At 36.1% G+C, this 22945-nt stretch carries 27 protein-coding genes; 12 read left to right on the forward strand and 15 right to left on the reverse strand.

All coding sequences use genetic code 11. The features are described 5' to 3' along the window. Nucleotides 1-22 precede the first annotated feature (22 nt). Nucleotides 23-805, forward strand: coding sequence for a glucose 1-dehydrogenase (locus ABS768_RS00980; RefSeq protein ID WP_330441613.1), 783 nt, complete (start codon nt 23-25; stop codon nt 803-805). 48 nt (nt 806-853) lie between these two features. Here the strand turns inward: ABS768_RS00980 and ABS768_RS00985 are convergent, their stop codons facing one another. Together ABS768_RS00985 and ABS768_RS00990 are read right to left on the reverse strand one after the other, a co-directional pair. Next, nucleotides 854-1060 carry a (4Fe-4S)-binding protein gene (locus ABS768_RS00985; RefSeq protein WP_408073293.1) on the reverse strand — a complete coding sequence of 69 codons (207 nt, stop codon included), beginning with the start codon at nt 1058-1060 and terminating at the stop codon, nt 854-856. 126 nt (nt 1061-1186) lie between these two features. Then, nucleotides 1187-1927 carry a hypothetical protein gene (locus ABS768_RS00990; RefSeq protein ID WP_408073035.1) on the reverse strand — a complete coding sequence of 247 codons (741 nt, stop codon included), beginning with the start codon at nt 1925-1927 and terminating at the stop codon, nt 1187-1189. A gap of 118 nt (nt 1928-2045) precedes the next feature. Here ABS768_RS00990 and ABS768_RS00995 point away from each other — a divergent pair, with 118 nt between their 5' ends. Further along, complete coding sequence (locus tag ABS768_RS00995; RefSeq protein WP_408073037.1) at nt 2046-2780, forward strand: DUF434 domain-containing protein; 735 nt, start codon at nt 2046-2048, stop codon at nt 2778-2780. Between the two features lie 48 nt (nt 2781-2828). On the opposite strand, the gene ABS768_RS01000 is transcribed toward ABS768_RS00995, so the two are convergent. Next, complete coding sequence (locus tag ABS768_RS01000) at nt 2829-3182, reverse strand: 4Fe-4S dicluster domain-containing protein (protein WP_035130898.1); 354 nt, start codon at nt 3180-3182, stop codon at nt 2829-2831. Nucleotides 3183-3252: 70 nt separating this feature from the next. Here ABS768_RS01000 and ABS768_RS01005 point away from each other — a divergent pair, with 70 nt between their 5' ends. From ABS768_RS01005 to ABS768_RS01025, 5 genes are all read left to right on the forward strand, one after another. Then, entirely contained in the window at nt 3253-4314 is a 1062-nt protein-coding gene (locus tag ABS768_RS01005) for an acyl-CoA reductase (RefSeq protein ID WP_408073040.1), read from the forward strand. Nucleotides 4315-4411: 97 nt separating this feature from the next. Next, a complete protein-coding gene (serC, locus tag ABS768_RS01010) occupies nt 4412-5482 on the forward strand; it encodes a 3-phosphoserine/phosphohydroxythreonine transaminase (protein WP_408073041.1) in 1071 nt (356 codons plus the stop codon). Between the two features lie 29 nt (nt 5483-5511). Next, nucleotides 5512-6474: a D-2-hydroxyacid dehydrogenase gene (locus ABS768_RS01015; protein WP_408073043.1), complete on the forward strand. Its 963-nt coding sequence runs from the start codon at nt 5512-5514 to the stop codon at nt 6472-6474. 89 nt (nt 6475-6563) lie between these two features. Then, nucleotides 6564-7010, forward strand: coding sequence for a DUF6146 family protein (locus ABS768_RS01020; protein ID WP_408073044.1), 447 nt, complete (start codon nt 6564-6566; stop codon nt 7008-7010). Nucleotides 7011-7040: 30 nt separating this feature from the next. Further along, a complete protein-coding gene (locus tag ABS768_RS01025; RefSeq protein ID WP_408073046.1) occupies nt 7041-7358 on the forward strand; it encodes a DUF6787 family protein in 318 nt (105 codons plus the stop codon). Nucleotides 7359-7389: 31 nt separating this feature from the next. Here the strand turns inward: ABS768_RS01025 and msrA are convergent, their stop codons facing one another. After that, the gene (gene msrA / locus ABS768_RS01030; protein ID WP_408073047.1) at nt 7390-8052 is read right to left on the reverse strand and encodes a peptide-methionine (S)-S-oxide reductase MsrA; all 663 of its coding nucleotides are present in this window, start codon (nt 8050-8052) and stop codon (nt 7390-7392) included. Between the two features lie 142 nt (nt 8053-8194). On the opposite strand from msrA, the gene ABS768_RS01035 reads away from it, so the two are divergent. The 3 genes from ABS768_RS01035 to ABS768_RS01045 are packed head-to-tail and all read left to right on the forward strand — an operon-like array spanning nt 8195 to nt 10236. Further along, on the forward strand, nt 8195-8863 hold the full coding sequence (locus ABS768_RS01035) for an ABC transporter ATP-binding protein (protein WP_408073048.1): 669 nt from the start codon (nt 8195-8197) through the stop codon (nt 8861-8863). Nucleotides 8864-8893: 30 nt separating this feature from the next. After that, nucleotides 8894-9658 (forward strand): TIGR02757 family protein, encoded by a 765-nt coding sequence (locus tag ABS768_RS01040; protein ID WP_408073295.1) that lies wholly within the window; start codon nt 8894-8896, stop codon nt 9656-9658. 35 nt (nt 9659-9693) lie between these two features. After that, complete coding sequence (locus tag ABS768_RS01045; RefSeq protein WP_408073049.1) at nt 9694-10236, forward strand: hypothetical protein; 543 nt, start codon at nt 9694-9696, stop codon at nt 10234-10236. A gap of 223 nt (nt 10237-10459) precedes the next feature. Here the strand turns inward: ABS768_RS01045 and ABS768_RS01050 are convergent, their stop codons facing one another. From ABS768_RS01050 to pyrR, 9 genes are all read right to left on the reverse strand, one after another. Continuing rightward, nucleotides 10460-10900, reverse strand: a complete 441-nt coding sequence (locus ABS768_RS01050; protein ID WP_408073050.1) for a macro domain-containing protein — start codon at nt 10898-10900, stop codon at nt 10460-10462. Nucleotides 10901-10982: 82 nt separating this feature from the next. Next, the gene (locus tag ABS768_RS01055; protein WP_408073051.1) at nt 10983-11873 is read right to left on the reverse strand and encodes a Ppx/GppA phosphatase family protein; all 891 of its coding nucleotides are present in this window, start codon (nt 11871-11873) and stop codon (nt 10983-10985) included. Between the two features lie 40 nt (nt 11874-11913). Beyond that, the gene (ppk1, locus tag ABS768_RS01060; protein ID WP_408073052.1) at nt 11914-14049 is read right to left on the reverse strand and encodes a polyphosphate kinase 1; all 2136 of its coding nucleotides are present in this window, start codon (nt 14047-14049) and stop codon (nt 11914-11916) included. Continuing rightward, nucleotides 14012-14536 (reverse strand): SixA phosphatase family protein, encoded by a 525-nt coding sequence (locus ABS768_RS01065; RefSeq protein ID WP_408073053.1) that lies wholly within the window; start codon nt 14534-14536, stop codon nt 14012-14014. Before ABS768_RS01065 ends, ppk1 begins: the two co-directional genes overlap by 38 nt. An 82-nt stretch (nt 14537-14618) precedes the next feature. Then, nucleotides 14619-15263 carry a pyridoxamine 5'-phosphate oxidase gene (pdxH, locus tag ABS768_RS01070; protein WP_408073054.1) on the reverse strand — a complete coding sequence of 215 codons (645 nt, stop codon included), beginning with the start codon at nt 15261-15263 and terminating at the stop codon, nt 14619-14621. A 79-nt stretch (nt 15264-15342) separates the two neighbouring features. After that, nucleotides 15343-16248: a ribonuclease Z gene (locus ABS768_RS01075; RefSeq protein WP_408073055.1), complete on the reverse strand. Its 906-nt coding sequence runs from the start codon at nt 16246-16248 to the stop codon at nt 15343-15345. A 90-nt stretch (nt 16249-16338) separates the two neighbouring features. Further along, entirely contained in the window at nt 16339-16671 is a 333-nt protein-coding gene (locus ABS768_RS01080; protein ID WP_408073056.1) for a ribonuclease Z, read from the reverse strand. Nucleotides 16672-16743: 72 nt separating this feature from the next. Continuing rightward, on the reverse strand, nt 16744-17673 hold the full coding sequence (locus tag ABS768_RS01085; protein WP_408073057.1) for an aspartate carbamoyltransferase catalytic subunit: 930 nt from the start codon (nt 17671-17673) through the stop codon (nt 16744-16746). A gap of 21 nt (nt 17674-17694) precedes the next feature. Then, a complete protein-coding gene (pyrR, locus tag ABS768_RS01090) occupies nt 17695-18228 on the reverse strand; it encodes a bifunctional pyr operon transcriptional regulator/uracil phosphoribosyltransferase PyrR (protein ID WP_408073058.1) in 534 nt (177 codons plus the stop codon). Nucleotides 18229-18400: 172 nt separating this feature from the next. On the opposite strand from pyrR, the gene ABS768_RS01095 reads away from it, so the two are divergent. After that, on the forward strand, nt 18401-18568 hold the full coding sequence (locus tag ABS768_RS01095; RefSeq protein ID WP_408073059.1) for a hypothetical protein: 168 nt from the start codon (nt 18401-18403) through the stop codon (nt 18566-18568). A 50-nt stretch (nt 18569-18618) separates the two neighbouring features. Here ABS768_RS01095 and rho read toward each other — a convergent pair whose 3' ends face one another. Further along, nucleotides 18619-20400, reverse strand: a complete 1782-nt coding sequence (gene rho / locus ABS768_RS01100; protein WP_408073060.1) for a transcription termination factor Rho — start codon at nt 20398-20400, stop codon at nt 18619-18621. 200 nt (nt 20401-20600) lie between these two features. Here rho and ABS768_RS01105 point away from each other — a divergent pair, with 200 nt between their 5' ends. After that, nucleotides 20601-21023, forward strand: a complete 423-nt coding sequence (locus ABS768_RS01105; RefSeq protein ID WP_408073061.1) for a DUF4293 domain-containing protein — start codon at nt 20601-20603, stop codon at nt 21021-21023. Between the two features lie 221 nt (nt 21024-21244). Here the strand turns inward: ABS768_RS01105 and lpdA are convergent, their stop codons facing one another. Further along, complete coding sequence (gene lpdA / locus ABS768_RS01110) at nt 21245-22651, reverse strand: dihydrolipoyl dehydrogenase (protein WP_408073062.1); 1407 nt, start codon at nt 22649-22651, stop codon at nt 21245-21247. Nucleotides 22652-22945: the final 294 nt, after the last annotated feature.

Raw genomic sequence — 22945 nt, forward strand, 5'->3', positions numbered from 1 at the left:
ATTTAATTTTTTAATTATCACTATGAAAAATAAAGTTATCATTATTACTGGTGCCGCTATGGGATTAGGCTTTGCAGCCGCCGAAGAATTAGCTTCAAAAGGAGCAAAATTAGTTTTAGTTGATTATAATGAGGATGCCCTCAAAGAAGCTTTTGAAAAGCTGGATTCTGATAATAACGGACTAGATGCTATTTCAATAAAAGCTGATGTTTCAAACGAAGAACAGGTTAAAAACTATGTAAACAAAGCTGTAGAAAAATACGGTCGAATAGATGGTTTTTATAATAATGCCGGTATAGAAGGACGACAGGCTCCCTTAACCGAATATGATGTAGATATCTTTAAAAAAGTTATAGACATTAACCTTATGGGAGTTTATTATGGTATGCGATATGTAATACCTGTGATGCAAAAACAAAAGTACGGACGTATTGTAAATGTAGCATCTGTAGGCGGTATACGAGGGGTATTAAACCAAACTCCATATGTGGCTAGTAAACATGCAGTGTCAGGTATGACTAAAAATGCAGCTATAGAATATGGTAAAGACGGAATTTTAACCAATGCCATAGCCCCTGGTGCCATATTAACACCAATGGTAGCCGAAGCTTTTAAACAGGTAAATCCGGATGATCCAAAAGCCGCTGAAGCAGAATATGCACAGCGTAACCCTACCAGAGCACTAGGTGATCCTAAAGACGTAGGGAAGTTAGTATCATTTTTGATCAGTGATGAAAATGGTTATGTTAACGGGCAAACCATTGCTATTGACGGTGGTGAATCTAACCTGTATGGTAATTCATAAACCAAAACAAGTCTAAAATATAAAAGCCTTCCCCAGCAGGAAGGCTTTTTATTTCTTAATACTCAATGCCCCTGACGGACATTTGGCTACCTGATCAATCAGTTCTTTAGACGAGGCGTTCTCGGGTTTAATCCAAGGCCTCTCTTTTGGGTTATATACCTTAGGTAATGTTTTTACACAAATGCCCGAATGTATACACAATTCCTGCTTCCATAGTACAGTAACCTCTCCGTTAGAATATTCACGAACATCCATAATTTCATAGTTTTTATTCATTACAAGATACTTCTTTTCAGGTAATAAAACAAAATTTCAATGTGGTGATTCAAGCTGATATTATCATGAAAAAAAAGATATGAAATTAATTATGTATGGTTGACTTTATTTATTAAAAGAACTTTCGGTATTAACCTTATTACACTCACCATATACCTTTTGTCCCCAATTACCTTTGTCTCCTAAAGCACGTCCTTTAATAAGCCAGGCAATACCAAAAACTAATAGTGATAAAGCCTCAAAGGTTAATGTTGAATAAGGAAATAGTTTAAACTTTGCCGATATAGGTACCATAATGATAAACACTAATATGGAATAGCCACAAAAACGGTAAATATTATTTTCATTCATCACACTTTCAGGAACATCTGCTTCATGTTTATGACCTATGGTAAATACATTAATTGACAAAAGTGAAAAGATAAGAAATAACATTCCGGCAAAACCGTAATGTAATGTTCCCAACCACGCATCAGGATACGGGATAAGAGTATATACCTTTTGGATAATAATCTCAGGATTAGTAGGCACCATAGCTACACCAATAGCCATTACCCCTGCAATATTGGTAAGCAAATTATCATTTTTCCAAATTGATGGGTTACCATGGCCTTTATAGCGTATTAAAAACAGACCAACAGCACACAGGGTACCGGTAAAAATTTCCCTGAAGTTAGTGTAGTAATAATGACTGATTGATGGTTGTACACTGGTTTTGAAAAAATCTATAAATGAGAGAATAACCAAAACTATAGGTAAAAATATTCCTAAATAACCTATAGCCCTTCTTATCCTTCGGTAAGAATAAATATCAAAAACCGGTATTTCTGTTTTTGGCGTTTCCATAATTGATTAGATTTGGTTTCTGTAAAATTATCAATATATTGAAACCTATCTATAGGTAAAACTACCTATTTTATATAAGGGTTTTCACTATTTAATTATAAACCAAACACCTGCAACTTTGGAAGGCAAAACCGAACCACTTAAAAACAGAGGTAAAAGCTCTGAAGACGATAAACTTTTTGGTAACGAAAAAGAGCAAATAAAAATTATTGAAGCCCTTAAAGACATGTATTACCTGTTAAGCAGGAATTTCCCGGCAAAAGCATCTGTAGGACTAGTAGGTAACCGATACCGCCTGAAAACAAGGCAAATAAAAGCATTACAGGGAATGTCTGCCTCCAGTCAGGATATTTCGCTGAGAAAAAGTAAAGAGTTTACTCCTGAAGAATTAAAAGGAAAAACCATTTACCTTGATGGTTTTAATGTAATAATACTACTGGAAACCTTACTTTCCCAAGGATTTGTTTTTAAAGGTCTGGATGGTTGTTACAGGGATATATCTTCTGTACATGGTACATACAAAAGAGTTAGCCAAACACAGGAAGTACTCGTTACAATAGGAAAAATATTCAGTAAACTGGAACTGGAAAAAGTGATATGGGTATTTGATGCTCCGGTATCAAACAGCGGGAAAATGAAAAGCTTTTGTTATGAACTGGCACAACAGCATAATTTTAACTGGGAAGTGCTTCTGGATAATTCTCCCGATAAGTTTTTATGTAAAGGTGATAAACTGGTTTGCTCGTCAGACGCTTGGATACTAAACGAATGTAAGCAATGGTTTAATTTAGGAAGCTATGTAATTAATAACCTGTTTCCAAATACAAAACCACCTTACATAATAGAACCATAAAAAAATCCCCTGCATTGCAGAGGATTTTATATTTAAAATAAGGTTTACTTATTCATCTCCATGTAAAAATGCCTGCCTGTTTAATAGTGTTTCTTCACTTTCAACATGGTCATCATCAGGTACACAGCAGTCTACCGGACATACAGCAGCACATTGAGGCTCCTCGTGGAAACCTTTACACTCTGTACATTTACCGGGTACAATGTAATACAAGTCGTCTGAAATAGGTGTTTGAGCCTCATCGGCATCTACCTCTTCCCCGCTTGGTAATACAATTTTACCACTTAAACTGGTACCATCTTTATATCTCCAGTCATCGGCACCTTCATATATTGCCGTATTAGGACACTCGGGTTCACATGCCCCACAGTTTATACATTCGTCTGTTATTATGATTGCCATAGCTTGTTTTATTTTTTAATAATGTAAATTTGCACAAAATTACGTCCAAAACTATTCATAAGCAAATCTAATGACTTTAGCCGAAAGAAAAACAGCCTTTGTTGAATTAGGTAAATTTTTAGGTCAGTTTTCTGCCGAAAGCACTACTCCAAAAGAGGGTGTAAAGAACAACGACTTATTTTTTGATAACTTTTCTAACCTGATAGAGCTATCACAATCACACAATAACTGGTTTACTAAGGATGAGGTTTATTTTGCATTACAATCCTGGACTGATGCCCTAACCCCTGATAATTTGGATAAATGGTTAAATAATTATAATCTGGATAATATAGAACCTAAAACCATAGGCCTTGTTTTAGCAGGTAACATTCCGCTTGTTGGGTTTCATGATTTAATTTCGGTATTAATTACGGGACACTCAGCTTTGATTAAAACATCATCAAACGATCAGCACTTACTGCCGTTTTTAGCCAAATACCTTATTGCGGTTGAACCCCGTTTTGAAAATACTGTTACTTTCATCGAGCAAAAACTGGAAGGCTTTGATGCCGTTATTGCCACAGGTAGTAATAACACTGCACGTTATTTTGAATACTATTTTAAAAATAAACCATCTATAATCCGTAAGAACCGTAACTCTGCCGCTATACTTACAGGTAACGAAAGTAAAGAAGAATTGGTAAGACTTGGAGAAGATATCTTCAGGTATTTTGGTTTAGGGTGCCGTAACGTATCAAAACTTTTTGTGCCTAAGGATTATGACTTCACTCCGTTTTGGGAGGCCATATATGAATACAGGGATATTATACAGTATGAAAAATATGCCAACAACTACGATTATAACAAAGCCGTTTTCCTAATGAGTAACTTTAAAATTCTGGATAATGGTTTTTTAACTATAAAAGAGGACTCTGGCTACCCCTCTCCTATCTCGAGTGTTTTTTATGAGTTTTATGAAAGTACAGATGCTATTAAACAGCGTATTGAAACCGACAAAGAACTGATTCAGTGCATTGTTACTAACATAGATGGTATTAACGGAAAAGTTGCTTTTGGAGATACACAAAAACCACAGCTTTGGGATTATGCAGATGGTGTGGATACAATTGCATTTTTATCAAAAATATAGCGGAATAATTCAAAATATTTCCGAATATTTTTTGCATTTATCTAAGGGATATTTTGGAAATTTGTAGCACGCATTCTATCTATTTTTAATTTGTCCCATGAAAAAACACAATTTCAGTGCAGGTCCCTCAATCCTGCCACAAGAAGTATTTGAAAAATCTGCCCAAGCAGTCCTTGATTTTAATAATTCAGGGCTTTCTATCCTCGAAATCTCACACAGAAGTAAAGATTTTGTTGCCGTTATGGAAGAAGCCAGAGCAACTGCGCTTGAGCTTTTAGGGTTGGAAAACAAAGGCTACAAAGCACTTTTCCTAACCGGTGGTGCCAGTATGGAGTTTGTAAGGGTTCCGTACAACCTGTTAAAAGAAAATGGCAAAGCTGCTTATCTTGATACGGGAACATGGGCTTCAGGAGCTATTAAGGAAGCTAAACGCTTTGGTACTACCGAAGTCATCGCATCATCCAAAGACGAAAACTACAACTATATACCAAAAGGCTTTACCTTACCGACAGATGCCGATTATTTACACTGTACAAGTAATAATACCATCTTCGGGACACAAATGCACAGTTTCCCTGAAACCAATGTACCTTTGGTTTGTGATATGAGTTCTGATATTTTCTCGAGGGAACTGGATTTCACTAAATTCGGAATCATATATGCCGGTGCTCAAAAAAATATGGGGCCAGCAGGTACTACCCTTGTAGTAGTGAAAGAAGATATACTTGGTAATACAGGAAGGAACATCCCGGGAATTTTAGATTATAGTCAGCATATCGCCAAAGACAGTATGTATAATACTCCGGCGGTATTCCCTGTATATACTTCGCTTTTAACCCTGCAATGGGTTAAAAAAAATGGTGGTGTTACAGCTTTAGAAAAGAAAAACAATGAAAAAGCTGAATTGCTTTACAATGAGATAGACCGTAATCCATTGTTTATAGGGACTGCAAAAACAGAAGACCGCTCTAAAATGAACGTAACCTTCCTTTTAAAGGATGAAGCACATACAGAACAGTTTGACAAACTTTGGAAAGAAGCTAACATTAGCGGTATTAACGGACACAGATCTGTTGGCGGATACAGGGCTTCCATTTATAATGCCATGCCAATAAAAAGTGTTAAGGTGCTTGTAGATGTAATGCAGGAGTTTGAGAGAACTGTATAAATTTTAATCATCAAATCTCAATATAAGAAATGAAAATTTTAGCAAACGACGGAATTTCCAAAAGTGGTATTATAACTCTTGAAGATGCCGGATTTGAAGTAATAACAACAAAAGTAGCACAGGAACAGGTAGCTAATTACATTAATAAAAATGAGATTAGCGTTATTTTGGTAAGGAGTGCAACACAGGTAAGAAAAGATATTATTGACAATTGCCCAAGCCTTAAAATAATAGGTCGCGGTGGTGTTGGTATGGATAATATTGATGTGGAATATGCCCGTGAAAAAGGTATCCATGTAATAAATACCCCTGCAGCTTCGTCTGACTCGGTAGCAGAACTTGTTTTTGCTCACCTTTTCTCAGGCGTACGTTTCCTATATGATTCTAACAGGCTTATGCCGCTTGAGGGCGACAGTAACTTTAACAGCCTTAAAAAGAGCTATGCAGCAGGTACCGAACTTAAAGGTAAAACACTAGGTATTATCGGGTTTGGTAAAATAGGTAAGTCTGTAGCACGTATCGCTCTTGGATTAGGTATGCGAGTAATTGCTTCAGATAAATTTATTGGCAATGCTGAAATCAGGGTAGATTTTTATAACGGTCAGTTTATAAATGTTGAAATAAGTACAGAGCCTATTGAGGATATCTTTAAACATGCCGACTTTATTACCCTACACGTACCTGCACAGGATGGTCACCTTATTGGTAAGACTGAACTTGAATCTATGAAAGACGGTGTTGGTATCATTAACGCATCTCGTGGTGGTATTATTGATGAGGTTGCCCTTGTTGATGCTCTGGACAGTGGTAAAGTTGCCTTTGCAGGACTTGACGTATTTGAAGAAGAGCCAAAACCGGCTATACAGGTGTTAATGAATCCTAAAGTCTCATTAACACCACATATAGGGGCTGCTACCCTTGAGGCTCAGGACCGTATTGGTACAGAACTTGCCGAACAGATTATAAGCATTTTGAAAACAGCAAATAGCTAAGATTAAAAATCTTAATTAACAGAAAAGCACCCTATCGGGTGCTTTTTATTTTTTAACTTTATAGCTGTATGATCAAAAGTCATATAGCTATGAAAAACTACATTGCACTTTTCGGAATGTTTTTACTGCTTGTATTAAGCTGTAAAACACAAAATGATACTGAAGCTATTGAGCCTATGTCTGTCACTACAGATACTACCGCCATCGCTAATGACACTGTACGTATTGCAAACGATGAACTGGAGTATGAAATTACCATTATAGATCCCGGATTTAACTCCTGGCTATACTCCAGGGCAAAACCAAGAGGATATTATTCGCAACAATATCTGGAAAACAAAAACAGGCTCTGGGTAGTACAATGGAATATAAGAGCAATGCAACCACAACGTTACGGAGACCTATACCTTATGCAAATAGATTATGAACCCCGAATAGACTACGGATATGAAGTAAACTATATGCTATATAATTATTTGGTATATTTTCAGTTAACAACAGGACAACGCCTTGGGGGTATTGTACCTAAAACTTAAATCCAGTATATTTGTCTTTTAACCTTTTTCATGGAAAAATTAAAAAAGCGCTGGGGTATTACCAGCAATTTCCAACTAATAGTAATATTCATTGTTTTTGCCATAACGGGCTCAACATCGGCTTATTTATCAAAACCTGTAATAGAATGGATAGGTATCTCTAAAGATGCCATGTCGGCTTGGTTATATATACCACTACGACTACTTATTATATTTCCTGTTTATCAGGTATTACTGGTATTTTTTGGCTTTATATCCGGTCAGTTTAAATTCTTTTGGAATTTCGAGAAAAAAATGCTCCGTAGTATGGGGCTGGGATTTCTCTTTAAAAATAAAAAAAGCTCCTAAACAGGAGCTTTTCTTTTATTAATTACATTAATTATTCTTTAAGCTTGGACTTATAGTTCTTTTTAAGCTTACTAAGCTTAGGTTCAATCACTGCTTTACAATACGGTTGATTAGGGTTTAAGGCATAATAATCCTGATGATAATCTTCTGCCGGATAAAACTCTTTAGCCTCGCTAACCTTAGTAACTATCTTCTTATCAAATATTTTTTGATCTTCCAATAGTTTAATAAAGTTCTCTGCTTTAGTCTTCTGCTCAGGGGTAGTATAAAATACCTCACTCCTGTATTGCGTACCTATATCCGCACCTTGCCTGTTTAGCGTAGTAGGGTCGTGAGTCGCAAAAAAGATTTCAAGTAAATCCTCATAAGCAATTTCATCAGGGTTGTAAATAATCTTAATAGCTTCGGCATGCCCTGTAGTACCACTGCAAACCTCTTTGTATGTTGGGTTCTTTGTAGTACCTCCTATATAACCGGAAACTACTTTATCCACCCCTTTTAAATCGGTAAAAAATGCCTCTGTACACCAAAAGCAGCCTCCTGCAAATATGGCAGTCTCTAACTTGCTGTTATCCATCTGTTTTAAATCTCCTTTCTTTAATTCTTCTTTGTTGTTATCTGTTACTACTGTCTCTGGTTTCCCCTGGCAGGAAATCGTAAAAACAGCCAGTGCTAGCATCATAATTCTTTTCATTGTATGTAGTTTTCAAAGTTATACAATCATTTTGTTACAATCTGTTTTTATACAGACTTTACACTATTTATATACGAAATATTGTGCCAAAAAAGATTTATTTTTATTTAAATTGTTTGTTTCTTTGTGAAAACCCGAATTAATGATACAGGCAAAAAATATTCATAAATATTACGATTCCCTTCATGTACTTAAAGGAGTGGATTTACATATTAAAAGAGGTGAAGTCGTTTCTATCGTAGGAGCATCAGGGGCCGGAAAAACAACCCTGCTGCAAATATTAGGAACACTGGACAAACCTAAATCAGAAAACGGAACCTCCCTTTTAATAGACGGTGAAGATGTGCTGAATATGAAAGACAAAGCCTTATCTAAGTTCCGAAATCTTAAACTTGGTTTCATTTTCCAGTTTCACCAATTGTTTCCTGAATTTACAGCTCTTGAAAACGTATGTATCCCTGCATTTATAGCAGGAAAACAAAAAACAGAAACAGAAACAGAAGCAAAAAAATTACTTGAATATTTAGGCCTTTCACACCGAATAAATCACAAACCGGGAGAGCTATCCGGTGGTGAACAGCAGCGTGTTGCTGTAGCAAGAGCACTTATTAATAAGCCTGCCGTAATTTTTGCAGATGAACCTTCGGGAAATCTTGATACCCATTCTGCAGAAAACCTACACAACCTATTCTTTAAATTACGTGATGAAATGGGACAGACTTTTGTTATTGTTACCCATAATGAAGAACTGGCAAATATGGCCGACAGGAAACTGGTTATGAGTGACGGACAAATAATTTCGGGACACTAAATAATGGAGATTTCTCTGATGAATGAAAAAATGAATATGGAGGAACTTAAATCGTTCCTTGATGAAAAGGTTATTTTATACAACAATCCTAATTTTATTGATACCGACCCGATACAGATTCCGCATCGGTATACGTTAAAAGAAGATAAGGAAATTGCCGGATTCCTAGCCTCTACCATTGCCTGGGGTAATCGTAAAATGATTATTAACAGCGCCAATAAAATAATGGATTTAATGGGGAACAGTCCGTATGACTTTATTATGAACCATAATGAAGACCATTTGGATAACCTTGAGGGCTTTGTGCATCGCACTTTCAATTCGGTAGATTTAGCCACTTTTATTCAGGCATTACAGAATATCTATAAAAATCATGGCGGACTCGAAATGCTTTTTGCCAAACACCAAAACCCTGAGGGAATGCAACAAAGTATAAGCGAGTTTAAAAAAGTTTTCTTCGAAATAGCTCATCAGTCGCGCACTCAAAAACACGTATCTGATCCCTTAAACGGTTCGGCAGCAAAAAGAATTAACATGTTTTTACGCTGGATGGTTCGTAATGATAATGCAGGAGTAGATTTAGGTATATGGAACAAGATATCACCTTCACTCCTATCCTGCCCGTTAGATGTCCACTCTGGTAACGTAGCACGAAAACTGGGTTTACTAAACCGAAAACAAAACGATGCCAAAGCTTTAAAAGAATTAGACACACAGTTACGCCAGTTAGACCCTAACGACCCCGTAAAGTATGATTTTGCTTTATTTGGGCTTGGTGTGTTTGAAGGATTTTAGTTAAATTGCAGTATATCAAACAAATCCTTACCTATATGAGATTACTTACTGCACTACTATTCCTGCTTTTCAGTTTTCACTCCTATTCACAGGAACCAAACGTATATTTTTATAATCACAAAGGAGAATCTATTGATAAACAAACTTTTTTAGATAGCTTAAAAGTTCCGAATCATAAATATACTTATAAGCTTATTGAAAATGATACCGCCGTATTAGGCAGTTTATTTTTGAGAGAGGAGATAAACGTAATTACACAGGAAGACCGAAAATCTCTAATAAAAGAACTTGAACTATTAAGTAGACAAAAAATTAAAGACAACCAGACTATAGTAATTGATTTTTTCTCATATCCGGTAAAAAAACAGACGAGTTATGATGGCTTCTTCAATAGATACACGAAAAACCGTTCTTATTTAAGATTTTTTAAAAAGAATGACGGTTATATACATTTTTTCGTTTCACAAAAAGATTATACACCTGATGGATTTATAGAAGATAAAAACAATTATCTGCTTAAAAAACTATTTTTAAATTATGAAGCCTCTTATGGTAATTTACATTATAATAAAACCTAACGGGCATTATTTGAGACGACTTGGCGAACACAGGCAAGATGAAATAATCGACAAAATAAAAGGAGACTGGTAATTTATTTTCATTTAGATGAAGATTCTTTCGCAACAAATCTCACTAAAAAGAATATGCCTACTACAAAAAGCAGGAGTAACAATATGCAAAATAACTGCCACATACCTATACCAAAAGAAAAATCACTCACTCTTGTTTCTATTATTTAATTTATTGCTCTAAGATTGATTTGTAAAGAGTGTAGTTTTCGTCATCAAAGCAAACGAATATTACTTTATCGATTGCCTGATTATTATTTTTTAAAAATTCCTTGACAGAAGCTATAGCTATACCAGCTGCTTTATCCTTTGGAAAGTGATAAATACCTGTACTAATATTAGGAAAGGCTATAGTTTTTACATTATGCTCTACTGCAAGATTTAAGCTGTTGATATAACAATTTTTAATAAGCTCTTCTTCTTTTTTAGCACCACCGTTCCAAACCGGGCCTACTGTATGAATAACATAATTAGCCGGTAAATTACCCGCTGTGGTAATAACTGCTTCTCCTGTTTTACACTTGCCCTGCTTATTCCTTATAGCTACACAGGCATCCAATATTGCCGATCCGCCTGCACGGTGTATGGCACCATCTACTCCACCACCACCCAATAAAGAGAATTAGCAGCATTAACAATCGCATCGGCAGTGATTTTTGTTATATCACCTTTAATAAGTTCTATACTACTCATGATTATATTTTTCCGTAATACATTGCCTTTACAATACCGTCTGACAGACCTATTTTTGGAACATAAATATTACGGGCTCCACTCCATTTCATAGCATTAAGGTAAATACGGGTTGCATATATAATAACGTCTGCCCTATCGGGATTAAGCCCTAATTCGGAAATACGCTGCTCATAAGTAAGCGTATTTAAGAACTGATACTGCGAATTAATATAAAAATAGGATAATGGTAAATCCTGTTTTTTACCCGATAGTTTAAACAGCTTATTGATATTACCTCCGGAGCCTATAAGGGTAACATTATCAAACGGTTCGGTTACAGTTTTAATCCACTTTTCTATTTCTACCCAAACCAAATCGTTTACCATGTTATTAAGTAAACGTACCGTACCGTTTTTAAAGGATTTTGAGGCTATAATTTTACCATTATCAAAAAGAGAAAATTCGGTACTACCACCACCTACATCTACAAAAAGATAAGTTTGATCGGGTTTTATAAAAGTATGTAAATCGGTCGATGCTATAATGGCAGCTTCCTTTTTACCGTCTATAATATCTATTTTAATTTCAGCTTCCTGTTGAATCAGGTCGGCCACTTCATTACCGTTAAAAGCTTCACGCATTGCCGATGTAGCACATGCCATATATCTTTCAACCTTGTGTACCTTCATAAGTAACTTATAGGCTTTCATGGCGTCTACCATACGTTCTATATTATCGTCACTTATTTCTCCAACCGTAAAGGCATCCTGCCCTAAACGTATAGGGACGCGTACTAATGAACTTTTATTAAATTGTGGTGCTTTTCCTTCCTGCTCTACAATATTACACACCAAAAGCCTCATGGCATTTGATCCAATATCTATCGCTGCATATTTTTTTATGTTAATCATTCGTAACAAGAACCCTGGGTTATACCCAGAGCTTTATAATTTAAAAATTATCGTAAACCACTTCCAGCTTATCCCTGTAATAGTTATAGGTCTCAAGCTGTGCCCTGAACACTTTCTCTTCAGGACGTTTTCTGTACCTGTTTTCAAGATTTTCAGAATGCAGCCTTGCTTTTACATTACCTTTCCAGCCAATCTCAAAAGTGTCTATAAGCTCCTTCTTTATATCTTCATCATAAATAGGACAGGTAACCTCTACCCTTTCATCAAGGTTACGTGTCATAAAATCGGCAGAAGAGATAAACACTTCCGGCTGTCCGTTATTCCCGAAAATATAAACCCTTGAATGTTCCAGGTAATTATCTACAATACTTATGGCCTCAATATTCTCGCTCATACCTTCCACACCCGGAATAAGACAGCAAATACCTCTTATCACAAGCTGTATTTTTACTCCTTCCCTGCTGGCTTCATACAATTTGTCGATCATTTTATAGTCGGTAAGGCTATTCATTTTCAGTTTGATATAGGCCTCTTTCCCTGCTATGGCATTAAGTATCTCCCTGTCTATCAGTTTATAGAACTTAGACCTTGTATAATGCGGCGATACAAACAAATGCTTGTAGCGATGTATTCGGTAATTTACATCAAAAAAGTCAAATATTTTGTTTACATCCTTTAATATTTGCTGATGATAGGTAAACAAAGTTACATCGGTATAAATCTTGGCAGTCGACTCGTTAAAGTTACCTGTAGAGATAAATCCATAACGTTTAATTTTTCCTTTTTCAACACGCTCAACCACACATATTTTACTGTGTACCTTAAGTCCTTTTACACCAAAAATGAGGTTGATACCCTCCCTTTGCATCTGCTCTGAATAGGAAATATTACTTGCCTCATCAAAACGTGCCTGCAGCTCAATTTGCACTGTAACCTTTTTACCATTTTTAGCCGCATTAATAAGGGAACTGATAATTTGTGAATTTTTAGAAAGCCTGTATAAGGTAATTTTTATTGAAATTACTTTTGGATCTAAAGCTGCTTCCCTTAAAAAACGAATGATATAAGAGAACGATTGGTATGGAGCATTTAAAAGATAATCTTTCTCTTTTATTTTATCAAGAATACTACCGTCAAGGCTTAACCCTGGTATAGGTAATGGCGGATTTTGCTTGTAAAGCAAATCAAACCTACCAAGGTTGGGGAAGCTCATGTAATCCCTCCTGTTGTGATAACGACCACCGGGAATAATACTATCGGTAGCATCAATACCCATTCGGGTAAGGAAAAAGCTAAGTGTATCTTTCTCTATCGACTGATCGTAAACAAAACGTACCGGCTCACCAATCCTTCTTTCTTTTACCCCTTTGGAAATCTTTTCCATCAAACTCTTACTCTGGTCACTGTCTATTTCCAGCTGGGCATCACGAGTAATTTTAATCATATGTGCAGATACACTCTCATAATTAAAAATACTGAAGATATTATGAAGGTTATAACGGATAACGTCATCTAAAAGAATAACATAGTGCTTATCATTATTAGTAGGCAATACCACAAAACGGTTTACTGTTTTAGGCATTTCTACAACCGCATAACGTACTTCCCTTTTCTTGTTACTGTCATCATCAATTAAAGTTCCGTCTGGCCCTTTAATTTGCTTAGGCTTAATAACAAGTTTAACGGCAAGATAACCTGCCGCGTCTTTAAGTAACGGAAATTCGTCAAGATCATTAAGGATAATGGTCACTAACTCCGGACTAACCTTTTGGATAAAGAAATCTTTTATAAAGTTTTCCTGCTCCTTGGAGATTTCGGTCTCGTTAATAATATAGATGTTCTCCTGCTGAAGCTCCTGTTCAATAACGCTTAATATCCTTAAGCTTTCTGACTGCTGCTCAATAACAATCTCAGTAATATCCTTAAGCAACTGCTGTGAGGATATACCACCAAGAAGCTTCTCTCCGGTTTGCCCTGCTAAGCTTAATCGCCTAACTGCAGCATACCGAACCCTGAAGAATTCGTCTAAATTATTGGAAAATATACCTAAAAATCTAAGTCGGTCTAATAATGGGACTTTTTCATCAGCCGCTTCCTGTAATACTCTCGCATTAAAGGCCAGCCAGCTTTTTTCCCTGTCAATATACCGGTTTACCGGTGTGTGATGGTGAATCATATTTTTTTAACTCTCTTGGAAAAACTGTTTTTTTGGTTTTACCTTTTTGTATTGCACCCCAGTCGTCCTGATCAAAAGATATTGAAACAAAGCCCGAAGTAGGTACATTATCTAAGGTAACGCTCCCAAAGATATTAACAAAATTAGTAATCGCCTCGTTATGTCCAAAAAGAATTAGGTTATCATATTTGTTATCACAACTTTTTATGATATTCTCAAGCTTCTTTACTTCAAAAGTATAAAGATCGTCTTTAAACACTATATTTTCTATAGGTATTAAAAGAGTTTCAGCAAAAATGTAGGCTGTATTTTTAGCGCGCTGTGCTGTGCTGGACCAAACCATAAAAGTTTTTGGTAGGTATCCTGAAACCGCAGAAGCAACCAGATGCGCATCATCTATTCCTCGTTTAGACAACGGCCTGTCTTTATCAATCAATGGGGCGTCCCAGCTTGATTTTGCGTGACGGATTAATATTAAGTTTTTCATGGGCCTGCATTTTTTAAAATATCTATATATTAAATATCAGAAAAAATAGCTTAATAAAATCAAAAATATATGTTAATTTTTATTACGGTGCAAGCCTGTCGGTTAACCAACTGAAATCTTCCTGTAGCTTATAACGTATCCTGTCATGAAGTCTGTTTGGCCTTCCCTGCCAAAATTCAACCTCCACGGGTTTTACGATAAAGCCCCCCCAGTTTTTTGGACGCGGAATTTCTTTTCCTTTATATTCGTTTTCAAGGTCATGCAGTTTATTTTCAAGATAATCACGCGATGGAATAACTTCACTTTGAGGTGAAACAATAGCACCAAGCCTGCTTCCTTCCGGACGGCTTTCAAAATAACCGTCTGATATGTTTTCTGAAACTTTTTCGGCAACACCTTTTATAATAACCTGACGTTCAAGTTCATTCCAAAAAAAGGAAAGACAAACATTCGGGTTAGCTTCTATTGCCTTCCCTTTTTCCGAATTATAATTGGTATAGAATATAAAACCTTCATAAGTAAACTGTTTAAGCAATACAACCCTAGCTTTTGGAAAACCGTCTTTACCTATAGTAGAAACCGTCATGGCATTTACCTCTGCAACAGCATCAAAATCTTCAACCTCATGAAACCACTTTTTAAAAAGCGATATAGGATCTTCAGGTAAATTCTGTTCGGTTAATTCACCTTTTTCATACGAACGTCTGTAATTACTTAAATCTTCCATTTTATATCTTTTTAACCTGTATAAATAACGGTTTAAATTTATTTATTTTTTAAATAATTAGTTTTAGTTATTATAATAATCAGAACTCAAAAAACTTACCGTCATCAGCCAGTTCAACATTTTCAAAAACAGATTGAGCTTCTTCTTTAAACAACCCTATAGAGTCATAGCGTGTAGAGAAATGGCCTAATACTAAGTGTTTAGCATTAGCTTTCTTAGCTATAGTCGCAGCCTGCTTAGCCGTACTGTGCATAGTTTTTTCACACAAATATTCTTCAGTATCTAAAAAAGTACTTTCATGATACAAAACATCTACATTATTAATAACCGGTAATATATTTTCATTATACAAAGTATCTGAACAGAAAGCATAACTTTTTGGAGCTGGCGGATCAAATGTCAATTCGATATTGGGTATCACTCTTCCGTCATCAAGTGTAATATCACTACCGTTTTTTATCTTTTGATAATAGCAGGTATCAATTCCGTAATCCTCTACTTTTCCGATATGCAGTTTACGTTCGGCAGGTTTTTCCTCAAACAGGTAACCGTTAGTATATACCCTATGTTTCAAAGGAATCGTTCGTACTATTACTTTTTCATCTTCAAAAACAACCTGAGAATCATTTCCCTGCAACTCATGAAAGTAAAGATTATAGGTTGTCCATGATGCTGAAAGTTTTAACTGTACCAATATCATTTCCTTAATACCCTTAGGTCCATGAATATGAAGGTCATTTTTCCTTCCCAATAATGAGAACGTAGAAATCAAACCTATAAGTCCGTAAACATGATCCCCATGAAGGTGTGAAATAAAAACGTGATTGATTTTAGAAAAACGTATTTTATTTTTCCTGAGCTGTACCTGTGTGCCTTCGCCACAGTCTATCAAAAACATCCTGTTTTTTATCTCTAAAACCTGTGAGGTAGGATTAGTTAATGTTCTTGGAGTAGCGGCATAACAGCCAAGTATGGTGAGATTCATCTGCTTGAATTTTGAAAACAAAAAAGCAGGGTCATTATAAATGCCTTTTTGTTTGCTGCTACTTAAAGTAACAGTATTTATAAATAAAAATTAAAAGCCCAGGTCTCTTTCTATCTCTTCCATCTCAATGATATCGTTTGCCTCTAAAACTGTAGGTACTACAATCATCTCATCGGGAACTTCATTAAAATCAAAATCGCTAACTACCATAACAAACGATTTTTTAGATTTTCTGTGCTTATTGGATAGTGACAAAAATGATAAAACATCATTTAATCCCAGTCCGGTATCCTGAGTAACATCAAGTATGATGTTTAGATTTTTAAAGGAGTTATATTCCCCTTCTATTTTCTCCCTGAAGGCATTGATATCTCCCTGAGTGTTTTTTAAAGTAACGGTATGTCCTTTTTCGTCTACTTTCATAAGTTACTGTGCTGTTATAGCTAATTTACAAACAGATAGCTAAAAAATACTGTTTTTAAAATAATTTTATGCTTATTGCTTTATTTTAGAGGCTAACAGATAAATAACCGCCATTCTTACAGCAACACCGTTTTCGACCTGGTTTAAAATAACAGACTGTTGTGAGTCGGCAACATCACTGGTAATCTCTACCCCTCTGTTTATTGGTCCCGGGTGCATTATAACAATTTCCTTGTTAAGTGAGTTCAGTAACTCCTTATCAACTCCATATTGCTGGCTATATTCCCTTGTAGATGGGAAATAGTTTACATCAAGGCGTTCATTTTGTACCCTAAGCATATTGGCAACATCACACCACTCCAGTGCTTTACGAAGATTAGACTCTACTTTCACACCAAGAGATTCAACATACCTAGGAATTAAGGTTTTTGGTCCGCAAACCATAACTTCGGCTCCCTGAAGCTGTAATGCAAAAATATTGGAAAGCGCTACCCTTGAGTGAAGAATATCACCTACAATAACAACTTTCTTACCGCCTACATCACCAAGTCTTTCCCTTATAGTATATGAATCCAGTAAGCCCTGTGTAGGGTGCTCGTGAGCACCATCCCCGGCATTAACTATACTTGCACTTACATTTTGCGAAAGGAAGTGGGCCGCCCCCGGATGTGAGTGTCTCATTACTACCATATCCACCTTCATAGAAAGGATATTATTCACAGTATCTATAAGCGTTTCTCCTTTCTTTACTGATGATTGTGCAGCCGAAAAGCTTATAACATCTGCCGAAAGTCGCTTTTGTGCCAGCTCAAAAGAAAGCTTAGTACGCGTACTGTTTTCAAAAAATATATTGGCTATGGTAATATCCCTAAGTGAAGGGACTTTTTTAATAGGTCGGTTTATTACTTCTTTAAAATGGTCGGCCGTTTCAAAAATAAGGTCAATATCAGCTTTGTTGATATATTTTATTCCTAATAAATGATTAACGCTTAATTCTTTCATTACTTACTGTTGCTGTTACGCCTAAATTAAATAAACACTATCCTCTCCCTCGTTCTGTTCCCAGGTTACTTTTACCTTCTCGTTATTGATTGCATCTACCTGACGTCCTCTGTAATCAGGCTGTATAGGCAAATGCCTGCTGAAACGACGGTCTATAAGTACCAGTAATTCTATCTCAGAAGGCCTTCCGAACGACTGTATTGCCGTAAGTGCAGACCTTATGCTTCGCCCGGTATACAATACATCGTCAATAAAAACTACCTTTTTATTTTCTACTAAAAAGTCAATTTGGGTTTTGTTTGCCTCTAATGGCTTATCAGACCTACGGAAGTCGTCCCTGAAAAATGTAATATCCAAAAATCCAAGTGGTACATCTTTCACATTATAATCCTGTTCCAGCAATTGTTTTATACGTTCTGCCAGATAACGGCCTCTGGGCTGTAATCCAATAAGTATAGTATCAGAAAAATCAAGATGTTTTTCAATTAACTGGCAGGCCAAACGGTTAAGGATGATATTGACTTCTTTTGAAGTTAGCAATATTTTATGGCTCATAGTGCTGTGTTAAGTTTGGAGTGTAAAAGTAATGAAAAAACAGAATTAGAAAAAATAACACCACATATTTAATTTTAGTATCTACACCCTGCACTTCAACATTAATTCAATTTTAACGAAATACGATTTTAAGTACTTTAACTTTATAGTAACAATCTAAAAGCAAAAAGCTATGAAAAAGAGTATTTTAAAACCTGCTTTATTATTACTGATGTTAGTATCCCTTACCGGATGTGAATTAGCCGGAGATATATTTCAGGCAGGTGTAAGTGTAGGCGTTTTTATTGTAATAGCAGTACTGATACTTATTGTTTGGCTCATTTTTAAAATGAAAAAATAGCCGGCCAACAAGTAATAAAAAAGCCTCTGTGATACAGAGGCTTTTTTATATTAATCATTCATGGAAAGCAGAAACTCTTCGTTGTTTCTTGTTTTCTTGAAACGCTCATTTATAAAGTCCATTGCTTCTACAGGGTTCATATCGGCCAGATACTTCCTCATAATCCACATACGCTGTATGGTTTTTTCATCAAGAAGAAGATCATCCCTACGCGTACTTGACGAAGTAAGATCAATAGCCGGGAATATACGTCTGTTAGCAATTTTACGGTCTAGCTGAAGCTCCATATTACCTGTACCTTTAAACTCTTCAAAGATAACCTCGTCCATTTTAGAGCCGGTATCAGTAAGTGCAGTAGCGATAATACTTAAAGAACCTCCGCCTTCAATATTACGGGCAGCACCAAAGAAACGTTTTGGTTTTTGAAGCGCATTAGCATCTACACCACCACTCAATACTTTACCGGATGCCGGCTGAACCGTATTGTAAGCCCTTGCCAAACGTGTAATAGAGTCAAGCAGTATCACTACATCATGACCACACTCTACCAAACGTTTTGCTTTTTCAAGCACTATATTAGCAACTTTTACGTGACGCTCTGCAGGCTCATCAAAGGTAGAAGCAATAACCTCTCCCCTTACACTACGCTGCATATCGGTAACCTCTTCAGGTCGCTCATCAATAAGCAATACTATAAGGTAAACTTCAGGGTGGTTAGCCGCGATAGAATTGGCTATATCTTTTAGCAACATTGTTTTACCCGTTTTAGGCTGTGCAACGATCATACCACGCTGCCCTTTACCTATAGGTGAAAACAAATCGATAATTCTTGTAGAAATGGTACTTTGCTTATTAGCAAGGTTAAATCTTTCTTCAGGGAAAAGCGGGGTTAAGTGTTCAAAAGAAACCCTGTCTCTTACAACCTGCGGATCGTGTCCGTTTATTTTTAAAACCCTAACAAGGGGAAAGTATTTCTCTCCTTCTTTTGGCGGACGAACAACACCTTTTACTGTATCTCCTGTTTTTAAACCGAATAAACGGATTTGTGAGTTAGACAAGTAAATATCATCAGGAGACGCTAAGTAGTTATAATCAGAAGAGCGAAGGAAACCGTAACCATCAGGCATCATTTCAAGTACACCTTCACTTTCAATAATTCCGTCAAACTCATAATCAGGTTCTCTGAAATTTTGTTTCTTTTTATAACTTGGATGATTTGGATTGTTAGCGTTAGCCCTTTCGATTTGAGCCAGCCTCTCTTCCTCTGATATTTGAGCTTTAGTAAGCTTATTATCGGCAGGTTTTTGATTTTTCTGCCTGTTATCCTGAGTAGGATTTCTTTTTTTATTATCGTCTTTAGCCGGAGGTGTATTGTTTACCTGAGCATCGCTTTTGACTTCTGTAGCAGGCTGTTCTTTTACAGGACGTTGCTGATTTTTAGGCTCAGGTTTCTTTTTTACAAAATTTTTATCCTGTGCTTTTTGTTCCTGCTCTGCAGGTTTAGCTTCAGGAGTTTTTGTTTCTTTTACAACAGGGTTGTTTTCAGCCTTTGCCTGTGGAGCCGTTTCGGTTTTAGCCCTGGCTGCAGGCTTTTCTTTAGCTATCCTTGCCCTTTTAGGCTTTTCAGCTTTATCTTGTGGTAGTGCTTCGTTAGCTGCACCCGTTTCATCAAACAAAGGTTTGATTTGGGTTGGATTTGCAGCCTGGTGATCTAAAATCTGGTAAACAAGTTCGTCTTTTTTTAAGCCTCTGTATTTACTGATTTTAGCTTTTTTAGCAATTTCCTGAAGCTCGGTTAGCTTCATTTCTTTTAGTTCGGAAATATCAAACATGCATCAATGTTAATTAAATTATTGAGAGTGTATTCAATTTAATAAATAAAAAGTGAAGGGTGTAATTTTTTATTTGAAATCTAATGCTTCGGAGAATGAAGCACTTATGGTTATGTCATGCAATAATACGAATTTATTTTTACTGTGCAATAGTATTTTTTAAAAAAGAAACCATATTTTTGTGCAGCAAACAAGAGATAATGTTACAAAGAATACAAACTATATACCTATTAATAGCCCTTGTGTCTGCAGGCGTATTGCCATTTATTTTTCCTTTGTGGACTACTGCTTCCGGAAACGGTTTCATGTTTATGGAAAATTTAGGATACATTGTACTATTTGGGTTAAGCGCTACGTTATCTTTAGTAAGTATTGTATCATTTAAGAAAAGAAAAAGCCAGTTTGTAATGGGCAGGCTTAATATAATATTAAATTTAATTTTATTAGGATTATTCATTTTCAGGTCGCTAAACTTATCCGGAGAGACTAACAAGGATCTTGTTATCTCAGAGAAGGGTATTGGGATGCTTCTTCCTATTGTTTCTATCGTTTTTTTAAGCCTTGCCAATAAGGCTATCAAAAAGGACGAAGATCTTGTAAAATCGGTAGACCGATTGAGATAAACCTTTTAACTTAGTTTATTAGTGCGTCAAATCCCTGCTTTTTTAAGCGGGGATTTTTTGTTTACACCACTCCTACTTTTCTTAATATAAATCTACAAACTCCCTGTCACGAATAACGACACTCAATACAAATCATTTATTATTAAAAGATACTCTGAAAAAAATATAAAAGAAAACCCCACTATTAGCGGGGTTTTGTATATATAATTGAATTACTTTAATTATACGTGTAATGCTCTGTTGTCAGTAGCAGCAAGAGCAGCTTCTTTTACAGCCTCTGCATACGTAGGGTGAGCGTGAGACATTCTTGAAATATCTTCTGCAGATGCCCTGAATTCCATTGCTGTTACAGCCTCAGCAATAAGATCGGCAACACGAGCACCAATCATGTGAACACCAAGAACTTCGTCAGTCTCTGCATCAGCAAGGATTTTCACAAACCCGTCAGTATCCATACTTGCACGTGAACGTCCTAAAGCTTTGAACGGGAAACTTCCTGATTTGTATTTTACACCTTCTTCTTTTAATTGCTCTTCTGTTTTACCAACTGCAGCAACTTCAGGCCATGTATAAACAACTCCCGGAATTAGGTTATAATCGATATGAGGTTTTTGTCCGGCAAGAGTTTCAGCAACAAATACACCTTCTTCCTCTGCTTTGTGCGCTAACATAGCACCACGAATAACATCACCAATAGCGTAAATGTTAGACACATTAGTTTGTAAATGATCGTTTACTTCAATTTGTCCTCTGTCAGACACTTTGATACCTGCTTTATCAAGATTAAGACCATCTGTAAACGGACGGCGACCTACAGAAACTAATGAGTAATCACCATCAAGAGTAATCGTTTCTCCTTTAGCATTTTCTGCCTGTACCTGCACTCCTTCTCCGTTTCTTTCTACAGATTTTACTTTGTGAGAAGTATAGAATTTCATTCCCTGTTTTTTAAGTACTTTAGTAAGCTCTTTAGATAAGCCTGCATCCATACCAGGAATGATTCTGTCAAGATATTCAACTACAGATACCTGAGCACCTAAACGAAGGTACACCTGACCAAGCTCAAGACCGATAACACCACCACCAATAACGATAAGGTGTTTAGGAACCTCTTTAAGCTTAAGTGCTTCTGTAGAAGTGATTATTTTTTCCTTGTCAATTTTAATAAATGGTAATGAAGATGGTTTAGAACCTGTAGCCAAAATAGTGTTTTTAGCTTCGATAGTCTCTTCAGAACCGTCGTTTTTAGTTACTTTAATATGAGTAGCATCTTCAAATGAACCAACACCTTCAAAAACAGTAATCTTGTTTTTATCCATAAGGTATTTAATTCCGCTTACATTTTGATCTACAACACCCTGCTTACGGGCAATCATTTGCTCAAAGTTTACTTTTATCTCTCCCGGAATATCAATACCGTGCTCTTTAAAGTGAGAGATTGCATCATGATAGTGGTGAGATGAATCAAGAAGTGCTTTAGACGGAATACAGCCTACGTTAAGGCAAGTACCTCCAAGGGTTGGATATTTTTCTATGATTGCTGTGTTAAAACCTAGTTGTGCACAACGGATAGCGGCAACATATCCGCCGGGTCCAGAGCCTATAACGACTACGTCAAATGAACTCATAATATAACTTTTTGTGTGTTTTAATTTTGTAAGGCAAATTTAGCGAAGTTTTTTCTTTTGGGTAGTACAAATGTCAAAAACATGAGTTTAATTTTCTATCCTCAATGTTAATTTGTGATGTCGGCAGCCTCAAATCATAAAAGTTGAAACAAAAAAGCTTAAAAAGGTGTTAAAAATACATTACAGCCACAAAACTCACCTCTTGAAGCATCCCTTATAGTATGCAGATAAAGTAATTGTCAAACCATGATTAATGTCAGTTTTTTCCTCTGTAGTACACCCTACTTTTGGTGT

It is taken from the genome of Flavobacterium rhizophilum (genome assembly GCF_046000485.1).
Classification (GTDB): domain Bacteria; phylum Bacteroidota; class Bacteroidia; order Flavobacteriales; family Flavobacteriaceae; genus Flavobacterium; species Flavobacterium rhizophilum.